A 26,865-nucleotide genomic window follows, 5' to 3' on the forward strand; every position below is an offset into this window, starting at 1 on the left:
TGGAACTCCATTCGGGATGTGAAGTTCGCCACGTACTGCGACCAAGCAATAGGGTGGCGAACCGTACGCAGGTTGGTCGACCAGGGAATGGAAACCCGGCAGGGCCAGGGCCCTCCCACGCACAGCTCGCCATTAAGCAAGCTTGAAAAGTGCGCCATTCTAAACCCGGACGACCAAGTCCGGTCGTTGATTCGTCAACGACCTCCTGAGCCTATCCACCCAACTTCCGAGCCACAACCGTCAAAACCTGTCGGAAAACTCCCTTCAAATCACCGCTTTTGTAGGAGCTGCCGTAGGCTGCGATCTTTTGATTTTTAAACATCAAGGGCAAAAGACCGCAGCCTGCGGCAGCTCCTACAGTGAACACTGTGTGTTGAAAATCAGTTGGCGACGCGGGCTCCGGCGAGGCTCCCACTCAACTCATAAGCGGCCAGTTCCGCCTGATGCGCCGCCAATATCTCCGGCAGTGACCCGCGCAGATACTCGACCCAGGTCTTGATCTTCGCATCCAGGTACTGCCGCGACGGGTAGATCGCGTACAGGTTGAGTTCCTGCGAGCGGTAGTTCGGCATCATCCGTACCAGCGTGCCGTTGCGCAGGCCTTCGATGGCGGCGTAGACCGGCAGGACGCCGACACCCATGCCGCTGATGATCGCGGCTTTCATTGCGTCGGCGGAGTTCACCAGGAACGGCGAGCTGTTGATGGTGACCATTTCCTGGCCGTCCGGGCCGTTGAAGGCCCATTTTTCCAGGGGGATCACCGGGCTGACGAGGCGCAGGCAGGCGTGGTTCAGCAGGTCTGCGGGTTTTTGCGCGCAGCCGTTGGCTTTCACGTAGGCCGGGGAGGCGCAGACGATGCTGTAGGTGATGCCCAGGCGTTGCGAGACGAAGCCCGAGTCCGGCAGTTCGCTGGCCAGCACGATGGACACGTCGTAGCCCTCGTCGAGCAGGTCCGGCACGCGGTTAGCCATGGTCAGGTCGAAGGTCACGTCCGGGTGGGTCTTGCGGTAGCGGGCGATGGCGTCGATCACGAAGTGCTGGCCGATGCCGGTCATGGTGTGCACTTTCAGCTGGCCGGCGGGGCGGGCGTGGGCCTGGCTGGCCTCGGCTTCGGCTTCTTCGACATAGGCCAGGATCTGTTCGCAGCGCAGCAGGTAGCGCTTGCCGGCCTCGGTCAGGGCGATGCGCCGGGTCGTGCGATTGAGCAGGCGGGTTTGCAGGTGGGCTTCCAGGTTGGAGACCGCGCGCGAGACGTTGGCCGTGGTGGTGTCGAGTTGCACGGCGGCAGCGGTGAAGCTGCCGGCTTCGGCCACACAACTGAAGGCGCGCATGTTTTGCAATGTGTCCATGGGGTGCTCTCAAGGGAGATGGCAAATTGTGACACGAAGTTTCAGGGGCTGAGACCCCCGACCAAGGGATTATCTCGTTAACGGTAACAAAGATTCACAGGAATCCCAGCTTATCGCCACACAGGGCGTTCCATAGAATTGCGCCGTTCCCATGTAGGAGCTGCCGAAGGCTGCGATCTTTTGATTTTGTTTTAAGGGAATCAAGGTCGAAAGATCGCAGCCTTCGGCAGCTCCTACAGAGGGAACACGCCCCCGCCTTATCCTCTTTCAGGAATTCGCAGCTGTGCCGCGTCGCATCAACAGAGCGCTTTTGCCGCTCAGTGTTCTGGCTTTTACCCTGGGTCTCAGCGGCTGCATCTCAACGCAAGGAATTTCCCCGCATAGCAAGGCATTGGAAGCCGACGCACTGGCCACTGACGACGCGATTGCTCACGCCGCCAAAGACGCCAATTGGCCCACCGCACAATGGTGGCAAGCCTACGGCGATCCGCAACTCAATCACTGGATCGACCTCGCCGTGCAGGGCAGCCCGAGCATGGCCATGGCCGCGGCGCGGGTGCGTCAGGCCAAGGCGCTGGCCGGTGTCGCCGAGGCCGCCGAGTCGTTGCAGATCAATGGCGAGTCGACGCTCAAACGCCACAACTGGCCGACCGACCAGTTCTACGGCCCGGGCGAGTTGGCCAACACCACCACCTGGGACAACAACGCCGCGCTGGGTTTCAGCTACGCCCTCGACCTCTGGGGCCGGGAAAGCAATGCCAGCGAACGCGCGGTGGATCTGGCGCACATGAGCGCCGCCGAAGCGCGGCTGGCGCAGCTGGAATTGCAGAACAATATCGTGCGCGCCTACATCGAGCTGTCGCTGCATTACGCCCAGCGCGACATCGTCGCCGCGACCCTCAAGCAGCAACAGCAGATTTTGGATCTGGCGCAGAAGCGTCTGGACGGCGGCATCGGCACGCACTTTGAAGTCAGTCAGGCCGAAACGCCGTTGCCGGAGACCCATCGGCAACTGGATGCGCTGGACGAAGAAATCGCCCTGAGCCGTAACCAGATCGCCGCGCTGGCGGGCAAAGGCCCGGGCGCCGGGGCGCAGTTGCAGCGGCCGACTCTGGCGCTGGGTGCTGCGTTGAAACTGCCGTCGGCATTGCCTGCCGAATTGCTCGGTCAGCGCCCGGACGTGGTCGCCAGTCGCTGGCAAGTGGCAGCGCAGGCACGCGGCATCGATGTGGCGCACGCCGGGTTTTATCCCAACGTCGATCTGGTCGGCAGCCTCGGCTACATGGCCACCGGCGGCGGTGCGCTAGAGTTTTTGACCGGCAAGAAACTCAACTACAACGTCGGCCCGGCGATCTCATTGCCGATCTTCGACGGTGGACGTTTGCGCAGCGAATTGGGCGAAGCGTCCGCCGGGTATGACATCGCCGTGGCGCATTACAACCAGACGCTGGTCAATGCACTGAAGAACATCTCCGACCAGTTGATCCGCCGCGAGTCGATGGACAAACAGCAAGCCTTCGCCGCCGAGTCGGTGGCCACCGCGCAGAAGACCTACGACATCGCGATGATCGCCTATCAGCGCGGCCTCACCGATTACCTCAACGTGCTCAATGCGCAGACCTTGCTGTTCAAGCAACAGCAGGTGCAGCAGCAGGTGCAGGCGGCGCGCTTGAGTGCGCATGCCGAGCTGGTGACGGCGCTGGGTGGCGGCCTCGGGGCTGGCAATGATGTGCCCACTGCCGAGCAAACGGCAGCCCCGAAAACCCCGGCCCTCCTGCGGTGAACACAATCCCGACGGTATGCGCAAATCTGTGGCGAGGGAGCTTGCTCCCGCTGGGCTGCGCAGCAGCCCCAAAAATCTTGTGAGCGCTGCGCACTCAAGCGGGAGCAAGCTCCCTCGCCACAGGAATTGCGTGATCCACAGACTTTCTCTTCATTTATTGAGCAAGACCAAATGACTCCCTTGCCCGCACCTCTACGCTGGCTCTACTCCCTGGAATGGCGCCGCGGATTTTTCGACTGGGCGCGCAGTGATGGCGTGACCTGGGTGTATATCTTCAAGGTTTTGCTCGCTGCGTTCCTCACGCTGTGGCTGGCGATGCGCCTGGAACTGCCGCAGCCGCGCACGGCGATGATCACCGTATTCATCGTCATGCAGCCGCAGAGCGGTCAGGTGTTCGCCAAGAGTTTCTATCGCTTCCTTGGCACCCTGGCCGGGTCGGCGATGATGGTCACGCTGATCGCGCTGTTCGCGCAGAACACCGAGTTGTTCCTCGGTTCGCTGGCGATCTGGGTCGGCATCTGCTCGGCTGGAGCGGCGCGTTGCCGTAACTTCCGCGCCTACGGTTTTGTCCTCGCCGGCTACACCGCCGCGATGGTCGGGCTGCCGGCGCTGGCGCATCCGGACGGTGCGTTCATGGCCGCCGTCTGGCGGGTGCTGGAAATCTCGCTGGGGATTCTCTGTTCGACGGTGGTCAGCGCCGCAATCCTGCCGCAAACCGCCAGTGCGGCGATGCGCAACGCGCTGTATCAGCGCTTCGGCGTGTTCGCGTTGTTCGTCACCGATGGCCTGCGCGGGCGCAGCAAAGCCGACGCCTTCGAGACCAACAACGTGCGTTTCATCGCCGAAGCCGTGGGGCTGGAAGGGTTGCGCAGCGTCACCGTGTTCGAAGACCCGCACATGCGCCGGCGCAACGGTCGCCTCAGTCGCCTGAACAGCGAGTTCATGGGCATCACCACGCGCTTCAACGCCTTGCATCAGTTGCTGGAACGCTTGCGCGTGAATGACGAAGAACACGTGGTGGCCGCGATCAGACCGGGCCTGCAGGATCTGGCCGAAGTGCTCGACGGCTTCAGTGGTCGTGCCTTGAACAGTCCGGACGCCGCACGTCTGGTCACGGCACTTGCAAGCTACAAGGAGGGCCTGCCGGCGCGGGTGCGCAGCCTGCGTGCAGCCTTTCAGGAAACCGGTCCGAGTGAAGCCGAACAACTGGATTTTCACACCGCATACGAGCTGCTCTATCGCTTCGTCGACGACCTGCACAGTTATGCACAGACCCACGCCTCGCTGGCTGATCACAGTCACGAGCGTGAGCGCTGGGACGAGCCGTTCACCCCGCAAACCAACTGGTGGGCCGCTGCGGCTTCGGGGATTCGCGCCTCGTTCATCCTGATTGTGCTCGGTAGTTACTGGGTCGCCACGGCGTGGCCGAGCGGCGCGACCATGACCCTGATTGCCGCCGCCACCGTGGGACTGTCTGCCGCCACGCCCAACCCCAAACGCATGGCTTTTCAAATGGCCTGCGGGACTTTTCTCGGGGCGCTGATCGGCTTCGTCGAGATGTTTTTCATCTTCCCATGGATCGACGGTTTTCCCTTGCTGTGCGTGATGCTCGCGCCAGTCATCGTGCTCGGCTCGTTCCTCGCTTCGCGGCCGAAATATGCCGGGGTCGGCCTGGGTTTGTTGATCTTCTTCAGCACCGGTTCGGTGCCGGACAACCTGACCATTTACAACCCCTACAGCTTCATCAACGACTACATCGCCATGGTCATGGGCATGCTGGTCTGCGCCGCTGCCGGCGCGATCATTCTGCCGCCGAACAGCCGCTGGTTGTGGAAGCGCCTGGAGCAGGATCTGCGCGAGCAAGTGGTCTATGCGATCAGCGGCAAGCTCAAGGGTTTGGCGTCGAGTTTCGAAAGCCGTACCCGCGACCTGCTGCATCAGGCATACGGCCTCGCTGCTGGGCAGCCGACGGTGCAGAAGAACCTGCTGCGCTGGATGTTCGTGGTGCTCGAAGTCGGCCACGCGATCATCGAGTTGCGCAAGGAACAGGCGATCCTCCCGGTGCATCCGGCGTATGCCGAGTCGCAGCCATGGCGTCAGGCAATTCGCGTGATGGGGCGGGCGCTGGTGCGGCTGTTTCTGCAACCGAACCCGAGCAATCTTGAGCGCGCACTGGTGGCGGTCGATCACGCCATCAGCCGGGTCGCCGCGACTGACGAGCCATTCGCGCCGCACTTCGACACGTCCGCGTTACGCCGGGTGAAGAGCTATCTGCACTTCATCCGCACCTCGTTGCTCGACCCGCAATCACCACTCGCTGCCTATGCCGTTGCCAAGCCCGAAGGACTTGCCCATGCCTCGTGAAATCGCCTTCCACGGCGTGTACATGCCGACCATGACCCTGATGTTTTTTGTCGCTGCGGCGCTGGCCTGGGCACTGGACCGGTTCCTCTCGGGGTTCGACCTGTACCGCTTTTTCTGGCACCCGGCGCTGCTGCGTCTGAGTCTGTTTACCTGTCTGTTCGGCGCCATGGCGCTGACTGTCTACCGTTGAGAACGTTCTGATGAAAAAGTTTTTCAGCCTGCTCGCGACCCTGCTGGTGCTGGCCCTGGCACTGTGGATCGGCCGGACCCTGTGGGAGCACTACATGAACACCCCGTGGACCCGCGACGGTCGAGTGCGGGCGGACATCATCAACGTCGCGGCCGACGTCACCGGGGAAGTGATCGACGTACCGGTGCGCGACAACCAGTTGGTGAAGAAGGGCGATTTGCTGATGCAGATCGACCCCGAGCACTACCGCATCGCGGTCAAACAGGCGCAGTCGCTGGTCGCTTCGCGCAAGTCGACATGGGAAATGCGCAAGGTCAACGCGCATCGTCGCGCCGATCTCGACAATCTGGTGATCTCCAAGGAAAACCGCGACGACGCCAGCAACATCGCCGACGCCGCGCTGGCCGATTATCAACACGCACAAGCGCAGCTGGAAGCCGCCGAACTCAACCTCAAACGCACTGAAGTGCGCGCAGCGGTGGACGGCTATGTGACCAACCTCAACGTGCATCGCGGTGACTATGCACGCATCGGCGAAGCGAAAATGGCCGTGGTCGACATGAACTCGTTCTGGGTCTACGGCTTCTTCGAAGAGACCAAACTGCCGCACGTGCGCGTAGGCGATAAGGCCGACATGCAGTTGATGAGCGGCGAAGTGCTGAAGGGCCACGTGGAGAGCATTTCTCGCGGCATTTACGACCGCGACAACCCGGAAAGCCGCGAGTTGATCGCCGACGTGAACCCGACGTTCAACTGGGTGCGTCTGGCGCAGCGGGTGCCGGTGCGCATTCACATCGATGAAGTGCCGGAGGGCGTGTTGTTGGCGGCGGGGATTACTTGCACGGTGGTGGTGAAGCAAGACGCTGTCGAGTAACCCTGTGGCGAGGGAGCTTGCTCCCGCTGGGCTGCGCAGTAGCCCCAAAACCTGCTCGCCAGTGAGGCCAGGCGCACCGCGTAGACAGGTTTGGCGACTGCTACGCAGCCGAGCGGGAGCAAGCTCCCTCGCCACAATGGGATTCCATCAGCCTTGGAAAAACGTCTCCTGCAAATGCCGCCACAGCACCCGCCCGGCCTCGCTCTTTTCAAACACCACCGTCGAGCGGCGATCAGTGTGCAACCCGCTCGCATCGCTCTGCTGCTCGCGATAGCTCAGCGTCGCGCCATGCGCATGCAGGGCAATCCCGCGTAGCTCACTGAGTTCGATCCTGAACCCGGGCTTCTTCCCGGCTGCCGCTTGAAACAGCGCGCGCAAGGCTTCGATATCCAGCGCCCGGCCCAGCGGCGTGACCATGGAAAAATCCGCCGAGAACCGGCTCAGCAAAGGCTCCAGTTCGACTGAATCCTGCTCCACGGCAAACCAGCGTTCGATCACCAGATGGGCCTGGATCACTTCATCAAAATATTCGTTGTAGTCAATCATGTGGATTTTTCCTGAAGGGGAGGTGGGCTCAGCAGGGCGAGCACTTTGGAGGCGTCGAAACGCAGCACGGCGACCATTGGCAGCAATGTGAGCAGGGCCGCCGCGACAAAGCAGTATTTGAATCCGTTGCCGCCCAGTGCGCCCAACAGCGAACTGAGCAGCGCCGCGCCGAGGCAGAAACCGAGCTGGCGATTGATGTTCCACAAGGCACTGGAGTGGCCCATTTTTTCCGACGCGATGCCGACAAACGCCAGGCTCTGCGCGGTGACGCTGCACAGGCTGCCGCCCAGTCCCATCATGGCATAGGCAATGATCAGCGGCGTGGCGGCGGGCTGTTCGATGCGCATAAGCAGGACAATCCCCAGGCACTGCAAAAGCATCCCGGCGATCAGCAACGGTTTGGGGCCGATGCGGTTGAAACTGCGTTTGCCGAGCATGATCGCCACCCCCGATGCGGCCGCCCAGGACAGCATCAGCGCACCGGTCTGCGCTGCACCGAAACCGAGGTCGTGCAGGTACAACACGGCAATCATGTTGGTGCCGGTAAACACCCCGGGCACGAACAGGTAGATCAGCATCGCCAGGCGCAGTGACGGACTCTTGAGCAGTTGCAGGTCGAGCACCGCGTCGGGTTTGTGCCAGCCATCGCGCAGGTACAGCCATAAGGTCAGGACGCCGAGCAGCAAAACCCCGCCGGCGAGGTGACGGGTAGCGGCGGCGCTCGCCAGACTCACGGCAATCAGCAACTGGCTCAGGGCTGACACCGCCAGCAGCAGGCCACGCAGATCCAGTGTCGGGCGTTCCGTGCCGGGTTGATCCGCTTGCAACCACAGCATACCCAGGCCGAACGCGAGCAGCGCCAGCGGCATGTTCAGGTAGAAAATCCAGCGCCAGGACAACGCCTCGACGATCAGGCCGCCCGCCGCCGGCGACAGGGCTGGCACCATCAGCGCGACCATCAGCACCACGCCGGTCAGGTGCGCGCGTTGCGTCGCTGGATATTGCCGATAAGCCAGGGCCTGACCGATCGGCAGCAACAACCCACCGCCGAGCCCTTGCAGCAGGCGCCAGCCAATCAGGCTTTCAATCGACCCGGCCTGGGCCACCAGACCGGAAGCGACACCGAACAGCAACAACGAGCCAAGAATCAGCCGCCGCTCGCCCAGGCGTGCCGCCAGCCACACACTCAGCGGAATGATCAGCGTCAGGCCGAGCATGTAGGCGTTGGTGATCCACGCCAGTTGCGTCACCGAGGCCTGTAATTCCCGGGCGATGTCCGGGTAGGCAATGCTCGCGGCGAACATGTTCAGCAGGTCGAGGGCGAACCCGAACAGATACACCAGCGCGACTTTCGAGCGATAGGCCATGGCAGCTTCCCTGTGATGAGACGCGCAGGGTAGTGCGCTTCAGGCGTTAGGAAAACGCTGGTTTGCCTGCTAGTTTGTCAAAATAATTTTGACATGGAGTGCGCTGGATATGGTCAGCCTGGACCGTTTTGACACCTTCAAAGCTGTGGTCGAGGCCGGGTCGTTGACGGCGGCTGCCGATACCTTGGGCCAGACCCGTGCGGTGGTGAGCTTCAATCTCAAGCGCCTGGAAGAAGAACTGGGCGTCACCTTGCTCACGCGTAACACTCGGCAACTGGCCCTGACCGATGCCGGCGAGCGCTTCTATCGGCGCTGCCTGCGCACCCTCGACGAAGCGCGACTGGCGATCGAGGAGGCGCGCTCCGAGCATTCGCAACTCAAGGGCACGTTGCGCATCACCACCACCGTGGAATTTGCCCTGGCCCAGGTGGTGCCGGCGCTGGAGGTGTTTCGCCAGCAACAGCCGCAACTGAACATTCACTTGTCGACGTCCTCGACTCACGCCGATCTGATCTCCGAACGCTTCGATATGGCGATTCGTCTGGGGCGCATGCACGACTCCAATTTGCGCGCGGTGCGGTTGTCGACGTTCGAAGTGTTTGCGGTAGCGGCGCCGCAGCTGGTCGAGCGCTTTGCACCGGTTGCCACGCTGGCAACGCTGGAGTCGATGCCGACGCTGGGCCATGGCCGAGTCCCGGAATTGACCGTGACCGCTCCGGCCGGCAGTGAGCATGTCTACCAGCCAAAACCGGGGACCACCGCCATCGTCGCCGACAACTCGGCGACGCTCAGAGCATTTGCGCTGACCGGGCAAGGCGTGGCGATTTTGCCGCAGTGGTTGATTCAGGAGGATCTGCAGGCCGGGCGATTGGTGCGGTTGCTGGCCGATTACCGCTTTGCCCCGCAGGGTGTCTACGCGCTGTATCCGGATACCCGGCATCTGCCGCTGAAGGTACGGGCGTTTATTGATTTCATGAAGGGCTGGGGCTGAGTGTTGGCTGATCTGGCCCCTTCGCGAGCAAGCCCGCTCCCACATTTGGAATGCACTCTCCTGTGGGAGCGGGCTTGCTCGCGAAAGTGTCAACCCGGTCTCAGAGCTTCCCACGCAAGCCGAACCGCTTCATCAACGTCGACTCCAGCAACCCTTTGGGCAACAACGTCGCCAGCAACGGCAACGCGCGGCTGCCATTACCAATGCGGATCAATCTTGGCGGCGTGCCCTGCTGCACAGCCTTGAGCAACTCAGCGGCAAACTCACTGGCGGCGTCGGTTTGTCCTCCCACATTTGGAATGCATTCTCCTGTGGGAGCGGGCTTGCTCGCGAAAGCGTCAACCCGGTCTCAGAGCTTCCCACGCAAGCCGAACCGCTTCATCAATGTCGACTCCAGCAACCCCTTGGGCAACAACGTCGCCAGCAATGGTAACGCGCGGCTGCCATTACCAATGCGGATCAATCTTGGCGGCGTGCCTTGCTGCACAGCCTTGAGCAACTCAGCGGCAAACTCACTGGCCGGCGTCGGTTTGTCCTCCCACATTTGGAATGCATTCTCCTGTGGGAGCGGGCTTGCTCGCGAAAGCGTCAACCCGGTCTCAGAGCTTCCCTCGCAATCCGAACCGCTTCATCAATGTCGACTCCAGCAACCCCTTGGGCAACAACGTCGCCAGCAACGGCAACGCGCGGCTGCCATTACCAATGCGGATCAATCTTGGCGGCGTGCCTTGCTGCACAGCCTTGAGCAACTCAGCGGCAAACTCACTGGCCGGCGTCGGTTTGTCCTGCGATGCCTTGGCCCGCGCACGAATCCCCTCACGCAACGGAAACCACGGTGATTGCTCGTTGATCAGTTGCTCGGCTTCGTGCCCGGCATTCTTGGCAAAGCTCGACTGGATCGCCCCCGGTTGCACTTCCATCACGCGGATGCCGAACGGCGCCAGCTCCATGCGCAGCGCATCGCTCAGGGCATGCACCGCGGCTTTCGAGGCGCAGTAGGCGCCAGCGAACGGCGTGACCAGAACCCCTGAGACACTGCCGATGTTCACCACCAGCCCCTGGGTACGGCGCAGTACCGGAAACAGGGCGCGGGTAACGCCGACAATCGAGAACACATTGGTTTCGAACTGACGCTGCATGGCCGGCACGCCGCCGTCGAGCAGCGGCCCCATCGCGCCATAACCGGCGTTGTTGATCAGCACTTCGAGGCCGCCGTGTTGCTGGTTGATGCGCTCAGCGAGTTGTTCCAGCGCCACGCTGTCATTGACGTCCAGTGCGATAGCGCTGAACCCGGCAGTGGCGAGGGCCGCGACGTCTTCAGCCTTGCGCGCACTGGCCCAGACCTCGTAACCGGCGGCTTTGAACGCATCGGCGAGGGCGCGGCCAATGCCGCTGGAGCAACCGGTAATCAACGCAACGGGCATGGCGCATTCCTTGGGGAAAAAAGTAGGGGAGGGGATCAGTCGGAGAAACTGCCCTGCAAGTGCTCGGCACGAAACTCCAGGGTTTGTGGGCGATAACCGGGACGCAGCGGCGGCATCGGCAGGCAGTCTTCCCAGTCGCCACCGGCCTGCAGTTCGCCGGGGCCGCGATAGCGCGGGGCGGCGTACTGGTTGTCGGCCAGATTGACCGTGTCGCCCGGCGCGTAAGCTGCGATGCGCCAGCGCAGTTCGGTCAACGGCACATCGTTGCCGTTTTTCATTTTCAGTTGCAGCGGGCGATCCGCCGGGCATTGTTCCGGTGCATAGCTGATGCGCATTTCAAGGCGCGCCAGTTGCTTGATCTCGCGGTTGTCCAGCCACACCACCCACATGGCTACCAGGCCCAGACCAATAGCCGCGGCCACAGAGACCGGCACAGCCTTGGCGGGATAGCGCAGCAGCAGGATCAGCCAGGTGATGATCAGCAGGATGCCGATGAACATGTCGCACGACCTCGAGGAGAGAGAGGGTCATCCTACCTAAGCGTAGGTGAGGTTGGCGATGGGCAGGATGTCTATGGTGAATGTGAAGACGCCTTCGCGAGCAAGCCCGCTCCCACAGGGGGATGCATTTCAAGTGTGGGAGCGAGCCTGCTCGCGAAGAGGCCAGTACCGACACTGCAGATCGCGGATAAAAAAGCCCCCGCCCAACCCACTGCGGATAGGGGACGCAGCGGGCTGGACGGGGGCTTCTCATTGCCGGGTAATCACTGCGCGATGGTTTTCACCGACACGCCGCGTTCGATCGGGGTGGAGCGGCCGTAGATGTCTTCGAAGCGTTCGATATCGTCTTCACCCAGGTAGCTACCCGATTGCACTTCGATGATTTCCAGCGGGATCTTGCCCGGGTTGCGCAGACGATGCACCGAGGCGATCGGGATGTAGGTCGACTGGTTCTCGCAGAGCAGGAACACGTTGTCATCGCAGGTGACTTCGGCGGTGCCGCTGACCACGATCCAGTGTTCGGCGCGGTGGTGGTGCATCTGCAGCGACAGGCACGCGCCCGGCTTCACCGAGATGTGCTTGACCTGGAAGCGGCCGCCCATGTCCACCGAGTCGTAGGAACCCCACGGACGGTAAACCTCGCAGTGGTTCTGGGTTTCGCTGCGACCCTGCTCGTTGAGCGTGTTGACCATCTGCTTGACGCCCTGAACCTTGTCCTTGTGCGCGATCATCATCGCGTCTTTGGTTTCGACCACGACGATGTTTTCCAGACCGATCACCGACACCAGTTTGCCGTTGCCGTGGATCATGCAGTTCTTGCTGTCCTGGATGACCACGTCGCCTTTGCTGACGTTGCCGTTGGCGTCTTTCTCGTTGACTTCCCACAGCGACGACCAGCAACCGACATCGCTCCAGCCAGCGGTCAGCGGCACCACACAGGCGCGTTGGGTTTTTTCCATGACGGAGTAGTCGATGGAGTTGTCCGGGCAGCAGGCGAAGGTAGCTTCGTCCAGTGTGACGGTGTCGGCATCCTGCTGGCTGCGCTCGAGGGTCAGCAGGCAGGTGTCGTAGATGTCCGGATCGTGCTTTTTCAGCTCTTCGAGGAAGCGGCTGGCGCGGAACAGGAACATGCCGCTGTTCCAGTAGTAGCCGCCGGATTCAACGTACTCGGTGGCACGTTTGACGTCGGGTTTTTCGACGAAGTGCGAGACGCGGCTGACGCCTTCCGGCAGCAGCGAATCAGCGGTGGATTTAATGTAGCCGTAGCCGGTTTCCGGTTTGGTCGCCGGCACGCCGAACAGCACCATCTCGCCGTTCTCGGCGGCGACGGTGGCCAGGGCGAGGGCGCGTTGCAGGGCTTTCTGGTCTTCCAGCACGTGGTCGGCCGGCAGCACCAGCATCAGTTCGTCACGCCCTTCGTTGACCAGCATCATCGCGGTCAGCGCTACGGCTGGCGCGGTGTTGCGGCCGAACGGTTCCATCAGGATGCGCTGGCATTCGAGGTTACGGTTGGCCAACTGCTCGTTGACGATGAAGCGGTGATCCTTGTTGCAGACCACGATCGGCGTGTCCATGCCTTCGAACACCAGGCGTTCCAGGGTTTGCTGGAACAGCGTGTGTTCACCGGTCAGGGCCAGGAATTGTTTAGGGAATTGCTTACGCGAAAGCGGCCAAAGACGTGAACCGCTACCACCTGACAAGATCACCGGAATCATGCTGTTTACTCCATAAAAATCGATTGGTTAGAGGCACGAACGTTGTGTCGTTTCACTCTTGTTTTTGTCTCGTATCCGAACTGACAACCCGATCCCTTGTAGGAGTGAGCCTGCTCGCGATTGCGGTGGATCAATCAACACATTCTTTGAATGTGAAACCGATATCGCGAGCAGGCTCACTCCTACAATGGGAACTGCGTCAGTTCGGAAAATTTGTTAGCGAGTCGACACCGGGCGTTTCACCCAGACTGGCGATAGGCTGCTGCCGGAACCGGTGACGTACAGCACTGCGGCTTCACCACGCTCCAGGGCGACCGGTTTCACGTCGCCGACTTTCTTGTCACCTTCGTACAGCGCCAGGCTGACTTTCACCGGGTTGATTTCACGTTCGCCACGGCCCTTGGCGGCCACGTTCGGCACCACGTCGGTCTTGCCGTCGGCGGTCTTCAGGGTCAGCGGCTTGTCGCTGAGGTTCTGCACGCGCACCAGGGATTTCTGCTTGTTCTTGAACGGCGGCTCTTCGATCAGTTGCGGCGCGCCGGACGCGTTGTTCACCAGGGTGTAGTAGTGGTCACCGGCAAGTTTGACCGGCAGGGTCTGGCTGCCGACTTTGGCGCTGTAGTCGCCGCCTGGCATGAAGCTGAAGTCGCTGCTGGCCAGTGGCGCAACGTCGCTCAGGTTGGTGCTGCCGACGGTGGCGCTGACTTCGGCGTTGCTGGCGTTGTAGACCCGCACGAAGGTCGAGCCTTTCGGTGCGGTCGGGCCGTACAGGGCAGCGTCACCGCCGGCAAAGGCAGGGACGGACAGCACGCTGAGGCCAGCAACCAGGGCGAAGCTTTTAGCGAGACGACGAGGAGTAGTAGTGAAAGTCATGGTGTTACCTCTCTTTCAGTTTTGCGCCCGATCGGGCGTCTCGGATTTAGTGTTGATGGCTACGTTTTGTTGGCGAGCACCGGCTTGTTTGAGCTCTGCGACCCACTGCGGGTCGGCGTCGCCGATTTCGTTGTTCACAGGCAGATATCGTTCAGGAAACTCCCAGATCAGCACCTGTGGCGGGCTGTTCTTGAAGTCATCGCTTTTCAGGTAGCTGAGCATCGGCAGGATCGGGCCGTGGCCGTCCTCGGCGTAATTGACCACGTCGCTGTGCAGCGCTTGTTTCAGCGCACCGACGAAGTTCCAGTTGGGGTTGGCGCTGTAGCTGGTGCCGATCAGCGCGACCGGTACCTCGCTGCTGGCGAACAGCGCATCGTCACCGGCAGGTTGCTCGGCCGCCACGGTGTTGCGCTTTTGCAGCGGCTCTTGTGCCGGCATCAGGTTTTCGAACAGCGGATCCAGCGGCAGGAACAGACGCAGGTCGCCCTTGTGCGTGACCCTCTCCGCTGGCGTGGTGACAAAGCGCTGCGGCTCGCCGCTGAGCGGGAACTTGTCGGCGATGGTTTTCGCCAGGGTGTTGGCCGCGATCTCGGCGCCTTCAGGCGTCCAGTGGGTGTCGGTGCGCAGGAACACTTGCTGACCGTTCTGCTTGGCCTGTTGCAGCGGGCCGAGCAGGTCAGGGGCGAGGATCTTGTCTGCCGCGACACGGGCGTGGAAGTCCTGATAAAGGTTGGCGTGAATGCTCGCCGGTTTCACTTCACCCAGATGCTCCGGGTACAGACGAGCCTTGGCTGGCACGATCGCCATCACCAGTTTCACGCCTTTCTCTTTCAGAGTCTGACGCACGCCTTCGACCAGCGCGTAGTTGCCTTGCAGGTTCAGCTCTTCGTTGACGATCGGGTTGAATTCCTCGTCGCTGTACAGCCACTGATCGCGACCGAGCACGACGCCCGGACGACCTTCGTTGAACAGTTTGAAATCCAGCGCCGCCCAGAGGTTGGTGCCCAGACGCTTGATCGGAAACTGATCGTCGTAGTGGGTTTCCACGGCTTTGGTCCAGCGACCGTTAAGCACCGTCGCATCGGCGTTGGTGCTGAAGCCGAAGAAGCTGCGCACCGACCACAGACCGAGCACCAGCAGGGTCACCAGAAACAGCGCGATGTAGAAGATGCGTAATGAGCGGGTCATGTCAGATCCCTCAGAACTGGAAGTAAAGGAACGGCGAGAAGCTTTGCGCCGAGAGTTTGAGAATCGAGGCGATGAACAGCAGCAGGATCAGCCCGCGCATCACATAGCGCGACCAGTCCGCCGTCCAGTAAGCCGGTTGCACCTGGGCTTCGACGCCGACGGTGTAGCCAGGCTCATGGATGTTCGCCGGGTTTTCGCCAGGCGCGGCTTTGATCATTCCCGGGGTCGCGGTGGCAGGGCCGTTGGCCTCGACGTTGACTTCAGGTTTGCTCTTCACCGGAGGCTGGTTGGTGTACAGATCACGCAGGCCGAAGAACGCCAGGGTTGCGTACGCCACCACCAGGGTTGCCACTTGCAGACCGGTGAGGCTGGCGCGGTTGAGCTCCGACAGCGACCAGTCGCTGAAGCTGAACATCGCGCCGTACATGCGCCCGGCGACGTGCAGGTTTTCGGCACGGAAGATCACCCAACCCATCACCACCAGCAGGAAGGTCAACGCCCAGCGGATCGGGTTGAGGCTGCGTGGCGAGGTGTTGAGGCCGAGCATTTTTTCGATCGCCAGCCACATGCCGTGCCAGGCGCCCCAGACGATGTAAGTGATGTTCGCGCCGTGCCACAGACCACCCAGCAGCATGGTCAGGAACAGGTTGCGATAGGTCATCAGCGTGCCTTTACGGTTACCGCCGAGGGTGATGTACAGGTAGTCACGCAGCCAGGTCGACAGGCTGATGTGCCAGCGCCGCCAGAACTCGGTGATCGACTGGCTGATGTACGGCTGCTTGAAGTTTTCCATGAAGCGGAAACCCATCATCAGGCCCAGACCAATGGCCATGTCGCTGTAACCGGAGAAGTCGAAATACAGCTGCGCGGTGTACGCCAGCGCGCCAAGCCAGGCATCACCGGTAGTCGGGTTTTGCAGGGCGAAGCAGTGGTCGGCCACTACCGCGAGGGTGTCGGCGATGAAGACCTTCTTGATGAAACCCTGCATGAACCGCGTGCAACCTTCGGAGAACTTGTCGAGGGTGTGCGTGCGGTTGTTGAACTGGTCGGCGAGGTCGCGGAAGCGCAGGACCGGGCCGGCAATCAGGTGCGGGAAGATCGCCACGAACGCTGCGAAGTCGATCAGGTTGCGGGTGGCCGGGGTGTCGCCGCGATACACGTCGATGATGTAGCTGATCGACTCGAAGATGTAGAACGAGATACCGATCGGCAGCAGCACGTGGGTCAGGATGAATGGTTCCAGACCGAACGAGGTCATGATCGCGTTGATGCTGTCCACGCCAAAGTTGGCGTACTTGAAGTAGCCGAGGATGCACAGGTCGACCGCCACGCCGAGCAGCAGCCAGCGCTGTGCCGGTTTGGTGCGCACGCCGGCGGCACCGACTTTCAGGCCGATCCAGTAGTTCCACAGGGTGACGCCGGCGAACAGCGCCAGGAAGTCCACCCGCCACCACGCGTAGAACACGTAGCTGGCGATCAGCAGCAGCAGGTTGCGATAGCGTTGCCCGCTCAGGTAGTACAAGCCGAGAAAGATCGGCAAGAACAGAAACAGGAACACGTTGGATGAAAATACCATCCCGATCTCTCCATGTTTGAACCAACAGTCAAGGGCCAAAGCCCCCCCAAACCCCCCGTGAAAATTCAGGGGGCGACATCACTTCACTGTGGGAGCGGGCTTGCTCGCGAAGGCGGTGTGTCAGTCGACATCAGTTTTGAATGTCAGACCGCATTCGCGAGCAAGCCCGCTCCCACAGGGGATTGCATTCACTCTTACGAACCCTTGTTGCCCTTCTCATGCGACGGGTCGTAGACCTTGGTCAGGTCGCCGCCGAGGCGGAAGGTCTTGAACGGCTGCATGCCGTGCTTTTTCTCGATCACATCCGCCGGGCAGGTGTAGAGGGTGCAGAACGGTTCGAGCCAGGCGAATTTCATGTCTTCTTTCAGGTCGGTCATGTCCTGTTTTTTGCCGTTCTTTTCCTCGAACGCATCCGGGTCTTTCACCCCGGCCAGCACCCGGTCACCCAGACGCTTGAGCGCGCTGTTGTTTTCCTGACGCAGATCGACACCGTTGACCTGGGCGAAGCTGGCGATCATCGCCAGTGGCGGCAGGGCGTAGTTGTGATAGGCGAGGGCGCGTTGCTGGCGCTTGAGCTCGTTAGGCAGGAAGCCGTCGGCGTCGACCTGATTGACCCCGACCTTGTATTCCTTCACCGCCCAATCAAACAGGTCGCGACGGTTGGTGGCGACGGCGGTAGCCATCACCGACCACGCGGCCCAGTACGAGTGGTTGTTGGTTTTTTCCAGCGGCAGGTTATCCCAGTCGCTGACCACCTGATCGGCCATCTTGCTGAACCACGCTTCGATCTGCTGCGCTTCTTGCTGATGCGTGGCCAACGGATGCGAGTCGGAGAACTTCAGGCGAATGTACGAAGAGGCCATGCTGCCCAGCGCCCATTTGCGCATCGATTTGCCGGTGTGGTTGAAGTCTTTCGACATCAATGCATCGGCCTTGGCCCACGCGGTCAGCCAGTTCAGCGTGCAGTCGAGCTGCTCCGGGCGACCGTCGCGCATGAACTGCATCACCCGTTTGGCGGTGCCGCGCTCCAGCGTGGTGATGTCCTTGGTGGTGTCGCGGAAGGCTTTTTCCGACTGCACGTTCAGGGTCGCGCGGGCCTTGTCCGAGCCTTCGTATTTGCTGCGAAATTGCAGCGGCCCGGTGTACGGCGCCGGCATCGCGTCGCAGCCTTCGCTGTTGTCGCCGCTCTTGAATTTATCAACCGGCGCAAAGTAGCCCTGTGGCGGACGCAGTGGCGCGGCGGCCTGAGTGGCCCCGGCGAACATCGCCAGGGTCAGCAGGGATGGCGCAAGCAAGTGTTTGATCGTTCGATTTCGCATAGCAGACCTCATTGCCCGAGCTGAGCGGTTTGTGGCCCAGCGCCCGGGAATACGTTGCGTTTGCAGATTTTCGCTTCGACTTTTTGCGGCGCGGTACCCGCTTCCGGGCCTTGGACTTCGACTGCCAGCAGATTTTGCGAGGCCCAGTCTTCGTCCGTGCGCAGCTCAAAGGCGAAACGACCGTCGGTGTCGGAGGTTTCCGGTTTCTCGATCTTGATGTCCTCGTGGCGACCGTTCATGTACCAGAGGGTGGCTTGCAGGGTTTTCACCGAGGGGTCGGCGAAGCGGATGTCGACCTGATGGCTGCTGTTCTGCAGGTTCAGGTTCTTGCTGTTGACCAGCAGTTCCTGTTTGCCGCCAGGCTTGAGCGTGGTGCTGGCGGACATTTGCGCGTCTTTGCCTTCGCAGCCGTTGTCGAGCAGCGACATCATCTGGCGGTAGATGGTTTCCTGGTCGAGGCGGTACAGCGGCGAGAATTCCCAGATCAGAATCTTCGGCGGAGTTTTCTGGAATTCGTCGCTACCGAGGTACTGCAGCATCGAACCTTCCAGACCACCACCGGGGAAGGCGACGTTGAGAATGTCGGCGCCGATTGCCTCTTCGAGGAAGCCGGCGAAGTTGTAGTTCTTGCCGCTGTGCGAGGTGCCCACGAGGGTGATTTGCGGGTTGCCGGAATCACCGAACAGGTCGCCGTCACCGGCCTCGCCTTTCGGCTCGGTGGTGAACTGGTCCATGTACTGGATCGCGTAACTGGTGCCGCACAGTTGCCCGGCCATGTTGTGCAGGGTGCCGGTCTTGCCCATGCGCCCGGTGCGCTTGGTCTCGAATTCACGCTTGGGAATGTCGGCGAAGGCCGGGATCTGCTTGACCTTCTCGGCGACGATTTTCGCCGTGCGCTGAGCGCCGTATGGGGTCCAGTGCTGGTCGCCGCGGAAGTAGAAATCGTGGGCGGGCAGGGTGTCCGGCAGCGATTCGTTGGTCAGCGGCGACAGGTCCGGCACCACGTAACCCATCTGCGCGAAACGGCCGAGCATGGTTTTGTAGTTGCCCAGCGCTTTCTCGTAATCGAACGCGGCTTTTTCCTGCGGGTTGAGCTTGTTGCGGTTCACCAGGCCACGGGTCGGCTGGTAGACGATCACCAGTTCGACGCCTTTGGACTTGAACGCATCGTGCAGCTGTTGCAGGCGTTTGTAGCCGGCCGGGGTGGTGTTGAACTCGGTGCGCAGGTCTTCCTGGGTACGGAACAGCCAGTCGCCCTGCGCCTGCACCAGCGTGGTGAAGTTCTGCTGATAACGCGTGGTGTAGTTCTTCGCGTCATGGGCGGCCGGGCACAGGTTGCAGCACGGTTCGGCGCTGAATTTTGGCGGGGTGGCGCCCGCCGCTTCATCGGCGCGAGCACCATTGCTCGCCGCCAGAATGCCCACGGTCAGGGCCGACAGGCTGAGTAATTTGATCAAGTGTGGGTGCATAAAATTATCCTCAGTCCTGCATTTCGGTCTGGCGTTCGACAGGGTCGATCAGCACGGCTTTCTGCTGGCGTACCAGCAAGTCGAGAATTTCATCCTGGCGCTCGCCAAGGATGCCGTTGAAGCTGATGCCGCTGGATTTGGTCGGCGCCAGCATCGATACGCGATACAGCTCGACGCTCAACGGCGAATCGATCGACAGCGGGCCACTGCCGTTGGCCGCCAGTTCACCGCCAACCACGATCAGCGACACCTGGGCGTCGAACGGGTCGAGCTTGATGTCACGGTCGGTGTCGGTCAGGTCCTTGATGTGGCCGTAGACGCCGGTCAGACCGTTGGCCATGGCAACGTTTTCGTAGAGGCGGATGTTCACGCTGTTACGAATGCGAATGCCGTGGCGCTTGTTGCTGATGACTTTGTTGCCCCACAGCAGGTTGTCGGCGGACTCGTAAAGAGTGATGCCGTCCGTGTGGTTCTTGTAGATCTCGTTGTAGGCAATGATGTTGTTGACGCTGTTACGGTCGATCACCAGGCCCGAGAGGTGGTTGTCGTAGCTCTTGTTGTTGAAGATGAAGCTGTCGTTGACCTCACGGGAAATGATGATCCCGTGCTTCTTCTTCGTGCCGTACACAGTGTTCTCGGCAATGATCAGACCGTGGGAGCGGTCGTGCGGGTCGATGCCGTAGACGATGTTGTCCTTATAGGTGTTGCCCTTGACTACGAAGTCGCGGGTCTCGTAGCAGTAGAAGCCGTACCACATGTCGGAGAACTCGGAGCCGACGATCCAGCCGGTCGGCTCGGGACGCTTGAGCACCTTGGCCATGTTCGGCGTGTACTGGGAAATACTCACCCCGTACGACTTACTGTTGGCATAGCCGAAGCTGGCCATCTTGCTATTGACGATGTAGGTCTCGGTGCCGCCCCAGGCCAGCAGGAACGGACGGAATTCCTTCGGCGAACGGAAGGTTGCCGGGCCGTTTTCCTTCTCGCGCCAGCCGGTGACTTTGGTGTCACGCACGAACAGTTGGCCGTCGTTGACCAGGAACGAACCGGCCTCTTGCGACAGGCGCAGCTCTTGGGTCTGGCCGTCGATTTCGAGGATGCCTTTACGGCCGACCACGATCGGCAACTTCGCCAGGTACACGCCCGGCGAGGTTTCGCTGAAGTATTGCTTGGGCAGCTTTTGCGCCAGATCCTTGAGGTTCATGTAACCGTCGTCGACGAAGATCGCCTGCGGGATGCCGTGCTGACGCACCACCCATTCGGCCATCTTGTTGTCGCCGCCGATGAAGTCCTTCAGGGCGTCTTCCTGCATCATCCGGCGCACGCTGACTTTGCCTGCTTTGCTACGGACGATCTTCGCCGCAGCAGCCTCAGCGGTGTAGCCGGAAATGTCCGGCAGTTTCGGCGCGGCCAGGTTCAGCGCCTCGGTCGGCGCGCTGCTGACGGTGTAGGTCTTGGCTTGTTGCAGCTCTTTGGCGGTGGTCACCGGCTTGGCCGGTTCCACCGTGGCGAACGCGCCAGCGGAGGCCAGCAGCATGGCGCCGGCCAACAGGCTGAGCGAGCCTTTCCTTGCATGGTGCATGTCGGGCACTCCCTTGGCGGTTTGCATCAGAAGCGCCAGATCACGTCGATGAACGCGCGGTGCATGTACGAATCAACCTGGCTGCCATAGGCATCGCCCGGCTTGAACACACCGCCACGGAAGCGCACCAGTGCCGAAGGCTCGTCGATCGACTGGCTCAACGCCGCCGGCAACAGGCCTTGCTTGAAGTACTTGGTCACCACCAGATCCATTTCCTGACCCAGGTCCTTGTTGCCATCTTGCAGCGGCAGCGAGGTGCTGGAGAGGATCGCGCCAGTGACGTCGTCGGTGTTGTTTTCCACGGCGTTGATGCCGTTGCTGCCCACCGGCTTGTTGCCGTCCACGCGCCAGAACTTGTGGTAGATCAGGCTGGCGTCGTACTGGTCGTTGAGCATCCACGAACCGAACAGGGTGGCGGTCTGCATGTTGTTCATTTCGCCGCGGAAGGCTTCGCCGAAACGGTGCACGCGCGAACGGGTACCGGTGTAGTTGGAGCGGTTGCTTTCCAGACCGGTCTGTTCGTAATCGGCGCTGGCGCGGGCATACGCGGCGCCGACCTGCCATTGCGGATCGAGGCGCAGACGCACACCAATGTCGGTGGCCCAGCCATTCACATCATCGCTGCGCTTGGCTTGTGCCGGGCGCGAGCCATCGGCGTTCAGCGCGTTGACCGTGTCGCGGTCGCCGCTCATGCCGGTGATGCTGCCCCAGTAGTTGACGGTGTTGGTGTTGCGCCAGTTGTAGGCGTCGCTGTCGGCGGTCAGGCCGAGCCAGCTGATGTCGCCGTTCTCTTTTTTGTCCAGCGAATCACCGGCAACGCCCGGCTCTGGATAATCCAGTTTGCCGTCGTCGTGAGTGTGATGACCACGAATGCCGACCCAGTTGCCGGGTGTCCACTGGTAAGCGGCATCGGCGTAGGCGTGCAGGCGATCCTTGTCTTTCGGCGCCAGCTCTTTGAGGTCGGTGCGGTATTCGCTGAAGCGTTCGGCGACACCGACGTTGGCGCGCAACAGGGTGGTGTCGAAGGTCCAGTTCAGCGCTTCGATGTTGGTGTCGCGCCATTGGCCGTCGTCATTGCGCAGACGCTGGCGACCGAACTTGAGCATCTCGCCGGGGTACGGGGTCAGGCCGCTGTAGCCGACCCAGAACTCACGCATCGCCAGATAGTTTTTCTTGGTTTTGCGGTCGCTGTTGTCGGTGGTTTGTTCACCGTCGGACTGCTGCAGGGTGTCGGTCTCGATGATGTCGGTCGACGTCACGGCCTGGCCCATGGCGTAGGCACTCCACGCGCCGCTTTCGCCGTAGACCCACGGACGCAAGTCCAGGCCCACACCGTTGACGTCGCCGCCGCTGGCGGTGCCGAGGTCGCGGTCGTCTTCGGACTGGCCGGTGATTTTCACTTCCAGGCCGAAGTTCTTGGTTTCAGTCATCGCGGCCAGTGTCGGGCAAGACCAGATCAGCGCGAACGTGAGGCCAATGCCGGCCTTCACAAAGGGATTCAACTTCATAGGGATTCCTCGCCGTCTTCTTCTTGCAGGGCGTGCAGTTGCAGCGTGTTCTGGTTCAGGGCGCCACGGCTGGCCTGTTCCTGTTGCAGCAGGCGCTGGGCTTCGGCCAGACGCTCGGGCGGCAATTGCGCGGCCAGGGTGGTCGCCAGTTCATCGGCTTGCGGAGTGTTCTGCGCCTTGGCCAATTGGCTGAATACATAGGCGTTGAGCGGGTCGGGCTTGGTGCCCTTGCCTTGGGAAAACAGTTGGGCGATGGCGAAATCGGCGCTGTTCTGGCCGTTGCGCGCAGCGGTCAGCAGGTGGTCGAGGGCCTTCTGCGGGTAGACCTTGCCCAGGTAACCGCGGCGATAGATCTGGCCGAGGTAGTAGTCGGCGGCGACTTCGCGGCCGACGGCTTTCTGGAAGTGTTCTTCAGCAACTTTCGCGTCGGCCGGCACCAGTTTGCCTTCGTAGTAGAGCTTGCCCAGCAACAGTTCGGCGCGCGGCTGATCGGCGGCGCGGCCGTTGTCCAGGTACTTCATCATCTGATCGACGTCGCCCAGTTCCGGGAAGTCGTAGAGCAGCTGCGCGAGGGTCACCCACGATGCCGGATAGCCCGGGGCGATCGGTTCGAGCAGCGACTGCGCGGTCTTCTCGTCGGTCTTGCCCAGGGTCGAATCGGCCAGCACGCGGGCCACCGAATCGACGCGCTGCGCGCTGACCGTGCCACGGCTGTAACCGGCCTGCATCTGCTTGATCAGCTCGGCCTGTTGCTCTGGCTGGGAACGTTTCTGATAGACCGTGGCCAGTTCGACGTAGCAGATGTCGGTGGTGTTGAGCGCGGCTTTGCAGATCTTTTCCACGTCATCCAGATGCTGGTCGTAAGTGCCCTGGGTGCGATACAGCAGCACCTGCGCCAGACCGGCTTCCGGGTAGCCGGATTTGCGCCACTGATCGATCTGCTGCTGCGCGTTGATATTCGGGAAGCTGTGCGGGTATTGCAGGTACAGCATCGCCAGCGGGATCAACGTATTGCCTTCGCCATTGGCGGCGGCTTTTTTCAGCAGGCTTTCGGCTTCGTGGTGCTCGGCCTCGGTGGAACCCGGTTTGGCCACCAGCAGGCGACCGAGACGGGCCTGAGCGCGCGGCGAAACACTGGCGGCGGCACGGTAAGTCGCCTCGGCCTGTTTGATCTGCTCGGGGTCGCGGCTGTCGACCTGGATATCGGCGAGGCCGACTTGCGCCTCGCTGTAACCCAGATCAGCCAGTGCGCGGTAGTTCTGCGCGGCGGTGGCGGTGTCGCCACGCTTGAGCGCTTCGTTGGCCAGACGCTGGTCGGGCAGGCCGGCGCAACCGGCCAGACTGACTGCCAATGCAACTGCACACAGCGGACCCATGTGGGAGCGGGCTTGCTCGCGAAGGCGGTGTGTCAGCCCACACTGATTTTGAATGTTGAACCGCATTCGCGAGCAAGCCCGCTCCCACAAGGGCTGCGGCGTGTTCAAAAGAGTAGGAATCGTCACAGGCATGTCCTCGACTTAAAGACCGGCAGCCATGGCTTTGTCGATCAGCCAGTTCAGGTTCGGGCCACGGTCGCTGTTCACTTCCACCGGGCGCCCGGCGAAGCTGCTGTCCAGCGGCTCGTCCGGCTGGATCTGCACGCGGATGTCGGAGGACAGGTCGGCGCTTTTCAGGCTGGTGCTGCTGACGATCTTGCCGGTGCGGGTCTTGTCTTCGCCGGCGATCTGGAAGCTCACTGGCGTACCCGGGCGCACGTCGCCGAACTGGCGATAGGAGAAGCGTGCATCGACGGTGGCTTGTGTATTGCGCGGTACCAGGGTGAAGATCACGTCGCCCTTGCTCGCGTACTGACCGTCAGCCACCAGTTGCTGGGCCACGGTGCAATCGCACGGCGAGGTCAGGGTGCCGGTCATTTGCTTGCCGAACAGTTCTTCCACCTTGGCCGGTGACAGTTGATCTTCTTCCAGATGGCCCTTGAGCACATCGAGCATGCTGGTGCTGAAGGTCGCCAGCGGGGCGCCTTTGGCCGCGACGCCGTCGGACTTGACCAGACTCTGCACGGTGCCGTCACGCGGCATGGTGATGTTCATTCCCGGCACGCTGACCAGACCTGCCTGCGCATGGCTGACGAAGTACATGCCGTACACCGACTTGAACACGAAACCGAACGCGACCAGACCGATGGCGAAAATACCGGCGCTGAAAGTCACGGCTTTCAGACGCCCGAATGGGGTCATGCCGCTGCCACCGTCTTTGACCTTGCGCGCCTTGGTGAAGTTGTCGCGCTGCAGTGTCGCCAGCACTTCACCCATGCTGACGATGTCGCCGGCCAGGTGCGAAGTGATCAGGTGACGCAAGGTCGAGATGTCCTGCGGTTCCAGATTCTGGAACTGGCAACCGACGCGGCCGCTCTGGCGGTCGTAGGAGCGCACTTGCAGCTCGACGTCCATGGCCAGGCCGAGGTTGTCGATGACGAATTGCAGACGTGCCTTGTACACCTCGCCGATGGTCAGCGGCAGTTGCCCGGCGTTGAACGCCAGACCACCGGCAGACAGGTCGAGGACCCGCGCTTCGACCGGCGTCCGGTCCGGGCCGAAGAAACGCAGTTTGGCCGGGATTTTCACTCGGGCGTGCTGACGCTGGGCTTCGGATTCATGCACTACGTTGGCGTTGACGGCGGTATTCATAGGGGCGATTTCCTTGTTAATTCAATAGGGGCGGGTCAGACCATCATCAGCAGCAAGGCGACGAAAATGCTGCCGGCGGAGAAGGTCATGGTCCGAGACGACCAGGTGTTGAACCAACGTTGAAAGCTGGCGAGATCACGGGTCAGGGAAGTGGGTTGGCGCGTCCAGGATTGTTGGTCGAGGCGGAAGAACACGTAGATCTTCACCAGCGCACCGACGATCTGGTTGTAATACAGAATCACGGGATAGGCCGGGCCGATCCGGTGACCGGAGCACGACAGCAACAGGGTCAGAATCAGGCGGGTGATACCGATCCACAGCAGGTAGGCGAGGATGAACGCGCCGCCGTACTTGAAGCTGGCGATGATCGCCACGGTCAGACCGAGCAGCGAGGTCCACATCGACACGCGCTGATCGAACAGCACCACCGAGGTGAAGGCGCCAAGGCGTTTCACACCCAGGCCCAGCGCTCGCGAGTTCTGGCGCAGGTTGTTGCCGTACCAGCGGAACATCAGTTTGCGGCTGGCCTTGATGAAGCTCTTTTCCGGCGGATGCTCAACGGTGTTGATCGCGGCGTCCGGCACGTAGAAGGTGTCGTAACCCAGGCGCATCAGGCTGAACCAGCTCGACTTGTCGTCGCCGGTGAGAAACTTGAAACGGCCCAGGCGCCAGTGTTGCAGCGAGTCGCTTTCGACGTCGGCGATGAATTCCGGATCGGTCACCACCGTGGCGCGGAACACCGACATGCGCCCGGTCATGGTCAGCACGCGCTTGGACAGGGCCATCGAGCACATGTTGATGTGGCGCTGGGCGAAACGCAGCTTGTGCCATTCGCTCATGATGTAGCCGCCGCGCACTTCGCAGAACTCGTTAGTGGTCAGCCCGCCGACATTGCCGAACAGCTGGAACCACGGCACGGTCTTGCGCACGGTGCCTTCGCCGAGCACGGTGTCGCCGTCGATCACGGCCACCACGGCACGGTCGTCCGGCAGGTGACGGGAGATCGCGCGGAAACCATAAGCCAGGCCATCGCGTTTGCCGGTGCCGGGAATGCGCACGAAGTCGAGCTTCACCCGGTCTGGCGGATTCATCCGCGCCCACAGCGCTTTCACCAGCAGCTCATCGGACATTTCGACGATCGAGCAGACCACGGTGGTCGGCAGGTCGCAGTCGATGGCTTCGCGGATCACCGAGCTGTAGACCTGCGCGGTGGTCAGCGCGTCGATACGGAAACTGGTGACCATCAGAAACACATGCGACGGGTCCGCCGCTTTACCCAGCTTGCGCACTTTGCGGCGCAGGTGCGGGTAAACGATGTAGAGAAAAATCATGCCGCGCACAAAGTGCGTTGCGCCCATCGAGTAGCGCCAGATACCCACGGCGCCAATCAGGAAAATAAAGTCCTTCGACTCGGAGTCGAACGTGGACGCGGGCAGCATCAAGGCCAGGCCCAATAGCAGGCTCAGAAACAACAGCCAGCCGGCGGATTGCAGAAAGAAATGTTTGAGCTTGGTCATCGACGTCATCCAAGGTAAGAGAGGCTTCGAGCTGCAAGCTTCA

The 26,865-nt window shown here is 61.5% G+C and carries 21 protein-coding genes and 2 pseudogenes; 5 read left to right on the forward strand and 18 right to left on the reverse strand.

All coding sequences use genetic code 11. The annotated features are described in order from the left end of the window. Nucleotides 1-380: 380 nt before the first annotated feature. Nucleotides 381-1,349, reverse strand: coding sequence for a LysR family transcriptional regulator (locus AC1RBR_RS04935; protein ID WP_027610909.1), 969 nt, complete (start codon nt 1,347-1,349; stop codon nt 381-383). A 283-nt stretch (nt 1,350-1,632) separates the two neighbouring features. Between AC1RBR_RS04935 and AC1RBR_RS04940 the strand changes: the two genes are divergently transcribed. From AC1RBR_RS04940 to AC1RBR_RS04955, 4 genes are all read left to right on the forward strand, one after another. Continuing rightward, nucleotides 1,633-3,132, forward strand: a complete 1,500-nt coding sequence (locus AC1RBR_RS04940; RefSeq protein ID WP_492563250.1) for an efflux transporter outer membrane subunit — start codon at nt 1,633-1,635, stop codon at nt 3,130-3,132. A gap of 171 nt (nt 3,133-3,303) precedes the next feature. Continuing rightward, entirely contained in the window at nt 3,304-5,496 is a 2,193-nt protein-coding gene (locus tag AC1RBR_RS04945; protein ID WP_492563251.1) for an FUSC family protein, read from the forward strand. Further along, a complete protein-coding gene (locus AC1RBR_RS04950; RefSeq protein WP_003221811.1) occupies nt 5,486-5,686 on the forward strand; it encodes a DUF1656 domain-containing protein in 201 nt (66 codons plus the stop codon). Before AC1RBR_RS04945 ends, AC1RBR_RS04950 begins: the two co-directional genes overlap by 11 nt. 10 nt (nt 5,687-5,696) lie before the next feature. After that, nucleotides 5,697-6,560 (forward strand): efflux RND transporter periplasmic adaptor subunit, encoded by an 864-nt coding sequence (locus AC1RBR_RS04955; RefSeq protein ID WP_041064862.1) that lies wholly within the window; start codon nt 5,697-5,699, stop codon nt 6,558-6,560. A gap of 147 nt (nt 6,561-6,707) precedes the next feature. On the opposite strand, the gene AC1RBR_RS04960 is transcribed toward AC1RBR_RS04955, so the two are convergent. Together AC1RBR_RS04960 and AC1RBR_RS04965 are read right to left on the reverse strand one after the other, a co-directional pair. Further along, on the reverse strand, nt 6,708-7,106 hold the full coding sequence (locus AC1RBR_RS04960; protein ID WP_492563252.1) for a DUF4440 domain-containing protein: 399 nt from the start codon (nt 7,104-7,106) through the stop codon (nt 6,708-6,710). Further along, nucleotides 7,103-8,473: an MFS transporter gene (locus AC1RBR_RS04965; RefSeq protein ID WP_492563254.1), complete on the reverse strand. Its 1,371-nt coding sequence runs from the start codon at nt 8,471-8,473 to the stop codon at nt 7,103-7,105. The genes AC1RBR_RS04960 and AC1RBR_RS04965 overlap by 4 nt, the downstream gene beginning before the upstream one ends. 109 nt (nt 8,474-8,582) lie before the next feature. Here AC1RBR_RS04965 and AC1RBR_RS04970 point away from each other — a divergent pair, with 109 nt between their 5' ends. Then, nucleotides 8,583-9,464 (forward strand): LysR family transcriptional regulator, encoded by an 882-nt coding sequence (locus tag AC1RBR_RS04970; RefSeq protein ID WP_492563255.1) that lies wholly within the window; start codon nt 8,583-8,585, stop codon nt 9,462-9,464. Nucleotides 9,465-9,564: 100 nt separating this feature from the next. Here the strand turns inward: AC1RBR_RS04970 and AC1RBR_RS04975 are convergent. From AC1RBR_RS04975 to alg8, 15 genes and pseudogenes are all read right to left on the reverse strand, one after another. Further along, nucleotides 9,565-9,752, reverse strand: a pseudogene (locus AC1RBR_RS04975) (SDR family oxidoreductase); the annotation flags it as partial. 61 nt (nt 9,753-9,813) lie between these two features. Continuing rightward, nucleotides 9,814-10,002, reverse strand: a pseudogene (locus tag AC1RBR_RS04980) (SDR family oxidoreductase); the annotation flags it as partial. Nucleotides 10,003-10,063: 61 nt separating this feature from the next. Continuing rightward, on the reverse strand, nt 10,064-10,888 hold the full coding sequence (locus tag AC1RBR_RS04985) for an SDR family oxidoreductase (protein ID WP_492563257.1): 825 nt from the start codon (nt 10,886-10,888) through the stop codon (nt 10,064-10,066). 35 nt (nt 10,889-10,923) lie between these two features. Beyond that, the gene (locus tag AC1RBR_RS04990; RefSeq protein ID WP_115986612.1) at nt 10,924-11,388 is read right to left on the reverse strand and encodes a multidrug transporter; all 465 of its coding nucleotides are present in this window, start codon (nt 11,386-11,388) and stop codon (nt 10,924-10,926) included. Nucleotides 11,389-11,651: 263 nt separating this feature from the next. Beyond that, on the reverse strand, nt 11,652-13,103 hold the full coding sequence (locus AC1RBR_RS04995) for a mannose-1-phosphate guanylyltransferase/mannose-6-phosphate isomerase (RefSeq protein WP_095139581.1): 1,452 nt from the start codon (nt 13,101-13,103) through the stop codon (nt 11,652-11,654). 216 nt (nt 13,104-13,319) lie between these two features. After that, the gene (locus AC1RBR_RS05000) at nt 13,320-13,976 is read right to left on the reverse strand and encodes an alginate O-acetyltransferase AlgF (protein ID WP_007914291.1); all 657 of its coding nucleotides are present in this window, start codon (nt 13,974-13,976) and stop codon (nt 13,320-13,322) included. Between the two features lie 15 nt (nt 13,977-13,991). After that, entirely contained in the window at nt 13,992-15,164 is a 1,173-nt protein-coding gene (locus AC1RBR_RS05005) for an alginate O-acetyltransferase (RefSeq protein ID WP_492563261.1), read from the reverse strand. A gap of 10 nt (nt 15,165-15,174) precedes the next feature. Further along, entirely contained in the window at nt 15,175-16,740 is a 1,566-nt protein-coding gene (locus tag AC1RBR_RS05010) for an MBOAT family O-acyltransferase (protein ID WP_166496238.1), read from the reverse strand. 194 nt (nt 16,741-16,934) lie between these two features. Beyond that, complete coding sequence (locus AC1RBR_RS05015) at nt 16,935-18,059, reverse strand: mannuronate-specific alginate lyase (RefSeq protein WP_204894935.1); 1,125 nt, start codon at nt 18,057-18,059, stop codon at nt 16,935-16,937. An 8-nt stretch (nt 18,060-18,067) separates the two neighbouring features. Continuing rightward, the gene (locus AC1RBR_RS05020) at nt 18,068-19,528 is read right to left on the reverse strand and encodes an alginate O-acetyltransferase (protein WP_492563264.1); all 1,461 of its coding nucleotides are present in this window, start codon (nt 19,526-19,528) and stop codon (nt 18,068-18,070) included. A gap of 10 nt (nt 19,529-19,538) precedes the next feature. Continuing rightward, nucleotides 19,539-21,110, reverse strand: a complete 1,572-nt coding sequence (gene algG / locus AC1RBR_RS05025; protein WP_095139598.1) for a mannuronan 5-epimerase AlgG — start codon at nt 21,108-21,110, stop codon at nt 19,539-19,541. A 26-nt stretch (nt 21,111-21,136) separates the two neighbouring features. Next, nucleotides 21,137-22,618: an alginate export family protein gene (locus AC1RBR_RS05030; RefSeq protein ID WP_115986605.1), complete on the reverse strand. Its 1,482-nt coding sequence runs from the start codon at nt 22,616-22,618 to the stop codon at nt 21,137-21,139. After that, nucleotides 22,615-24,120 carry an alginate biosynthesis TPR repeat lipoprotein AlgK gene (gene algK, locus AC1RBR_RS05035; RefSeq protein WP_177440033.1) on the reverse strand — a complete coding sequence of 502 codons (1,506 nt, stop codon included), beginning with the start codon at nt 24,118-24,120 and terminating at the stop codon, nt 22,615-22,617. The genes AC1RBR_RS05030 and algK overlap by 4 nt, the downstream gene beginning before the upstream one ends. Before the next feature lie 15 nt (nt 24,121-24,135). Beyond that, nucleotides 24,136-25,305 carry a PilZ domain-containing protein gene (locus tag AC1RBR_RS05040; RefSeq protein WP_492563266.1) on the reverse strand — a complete coding sequence of 390 codons (1,170 nt, stop codon included), beginning with the start codon at nt 25,303-25,305 and terminating at the stop codon, nt 24,136-24,138. Nucleotides 25,306-25,340: 35 nt separating this feature from the next. Continuing rightward, nucleotides 25,341-26,822, reverse strand: a complete 1,482-nt coding sequence (alg8, locus tag AC1RBR_RS05045; RefSeq protein ID WP_492563268.1) for a mannuronan synthase — start codon at nt 26,820-26,822, stop codon at nt 25,341-25,343. Nucleotides 26,823-26,865 lie beyond the last annotated feature (43 nt).

The sequence above is a fragment of the Pseudomonas sp. GW823-FHT01D03 genome (genome assembly GCF_058798255.1).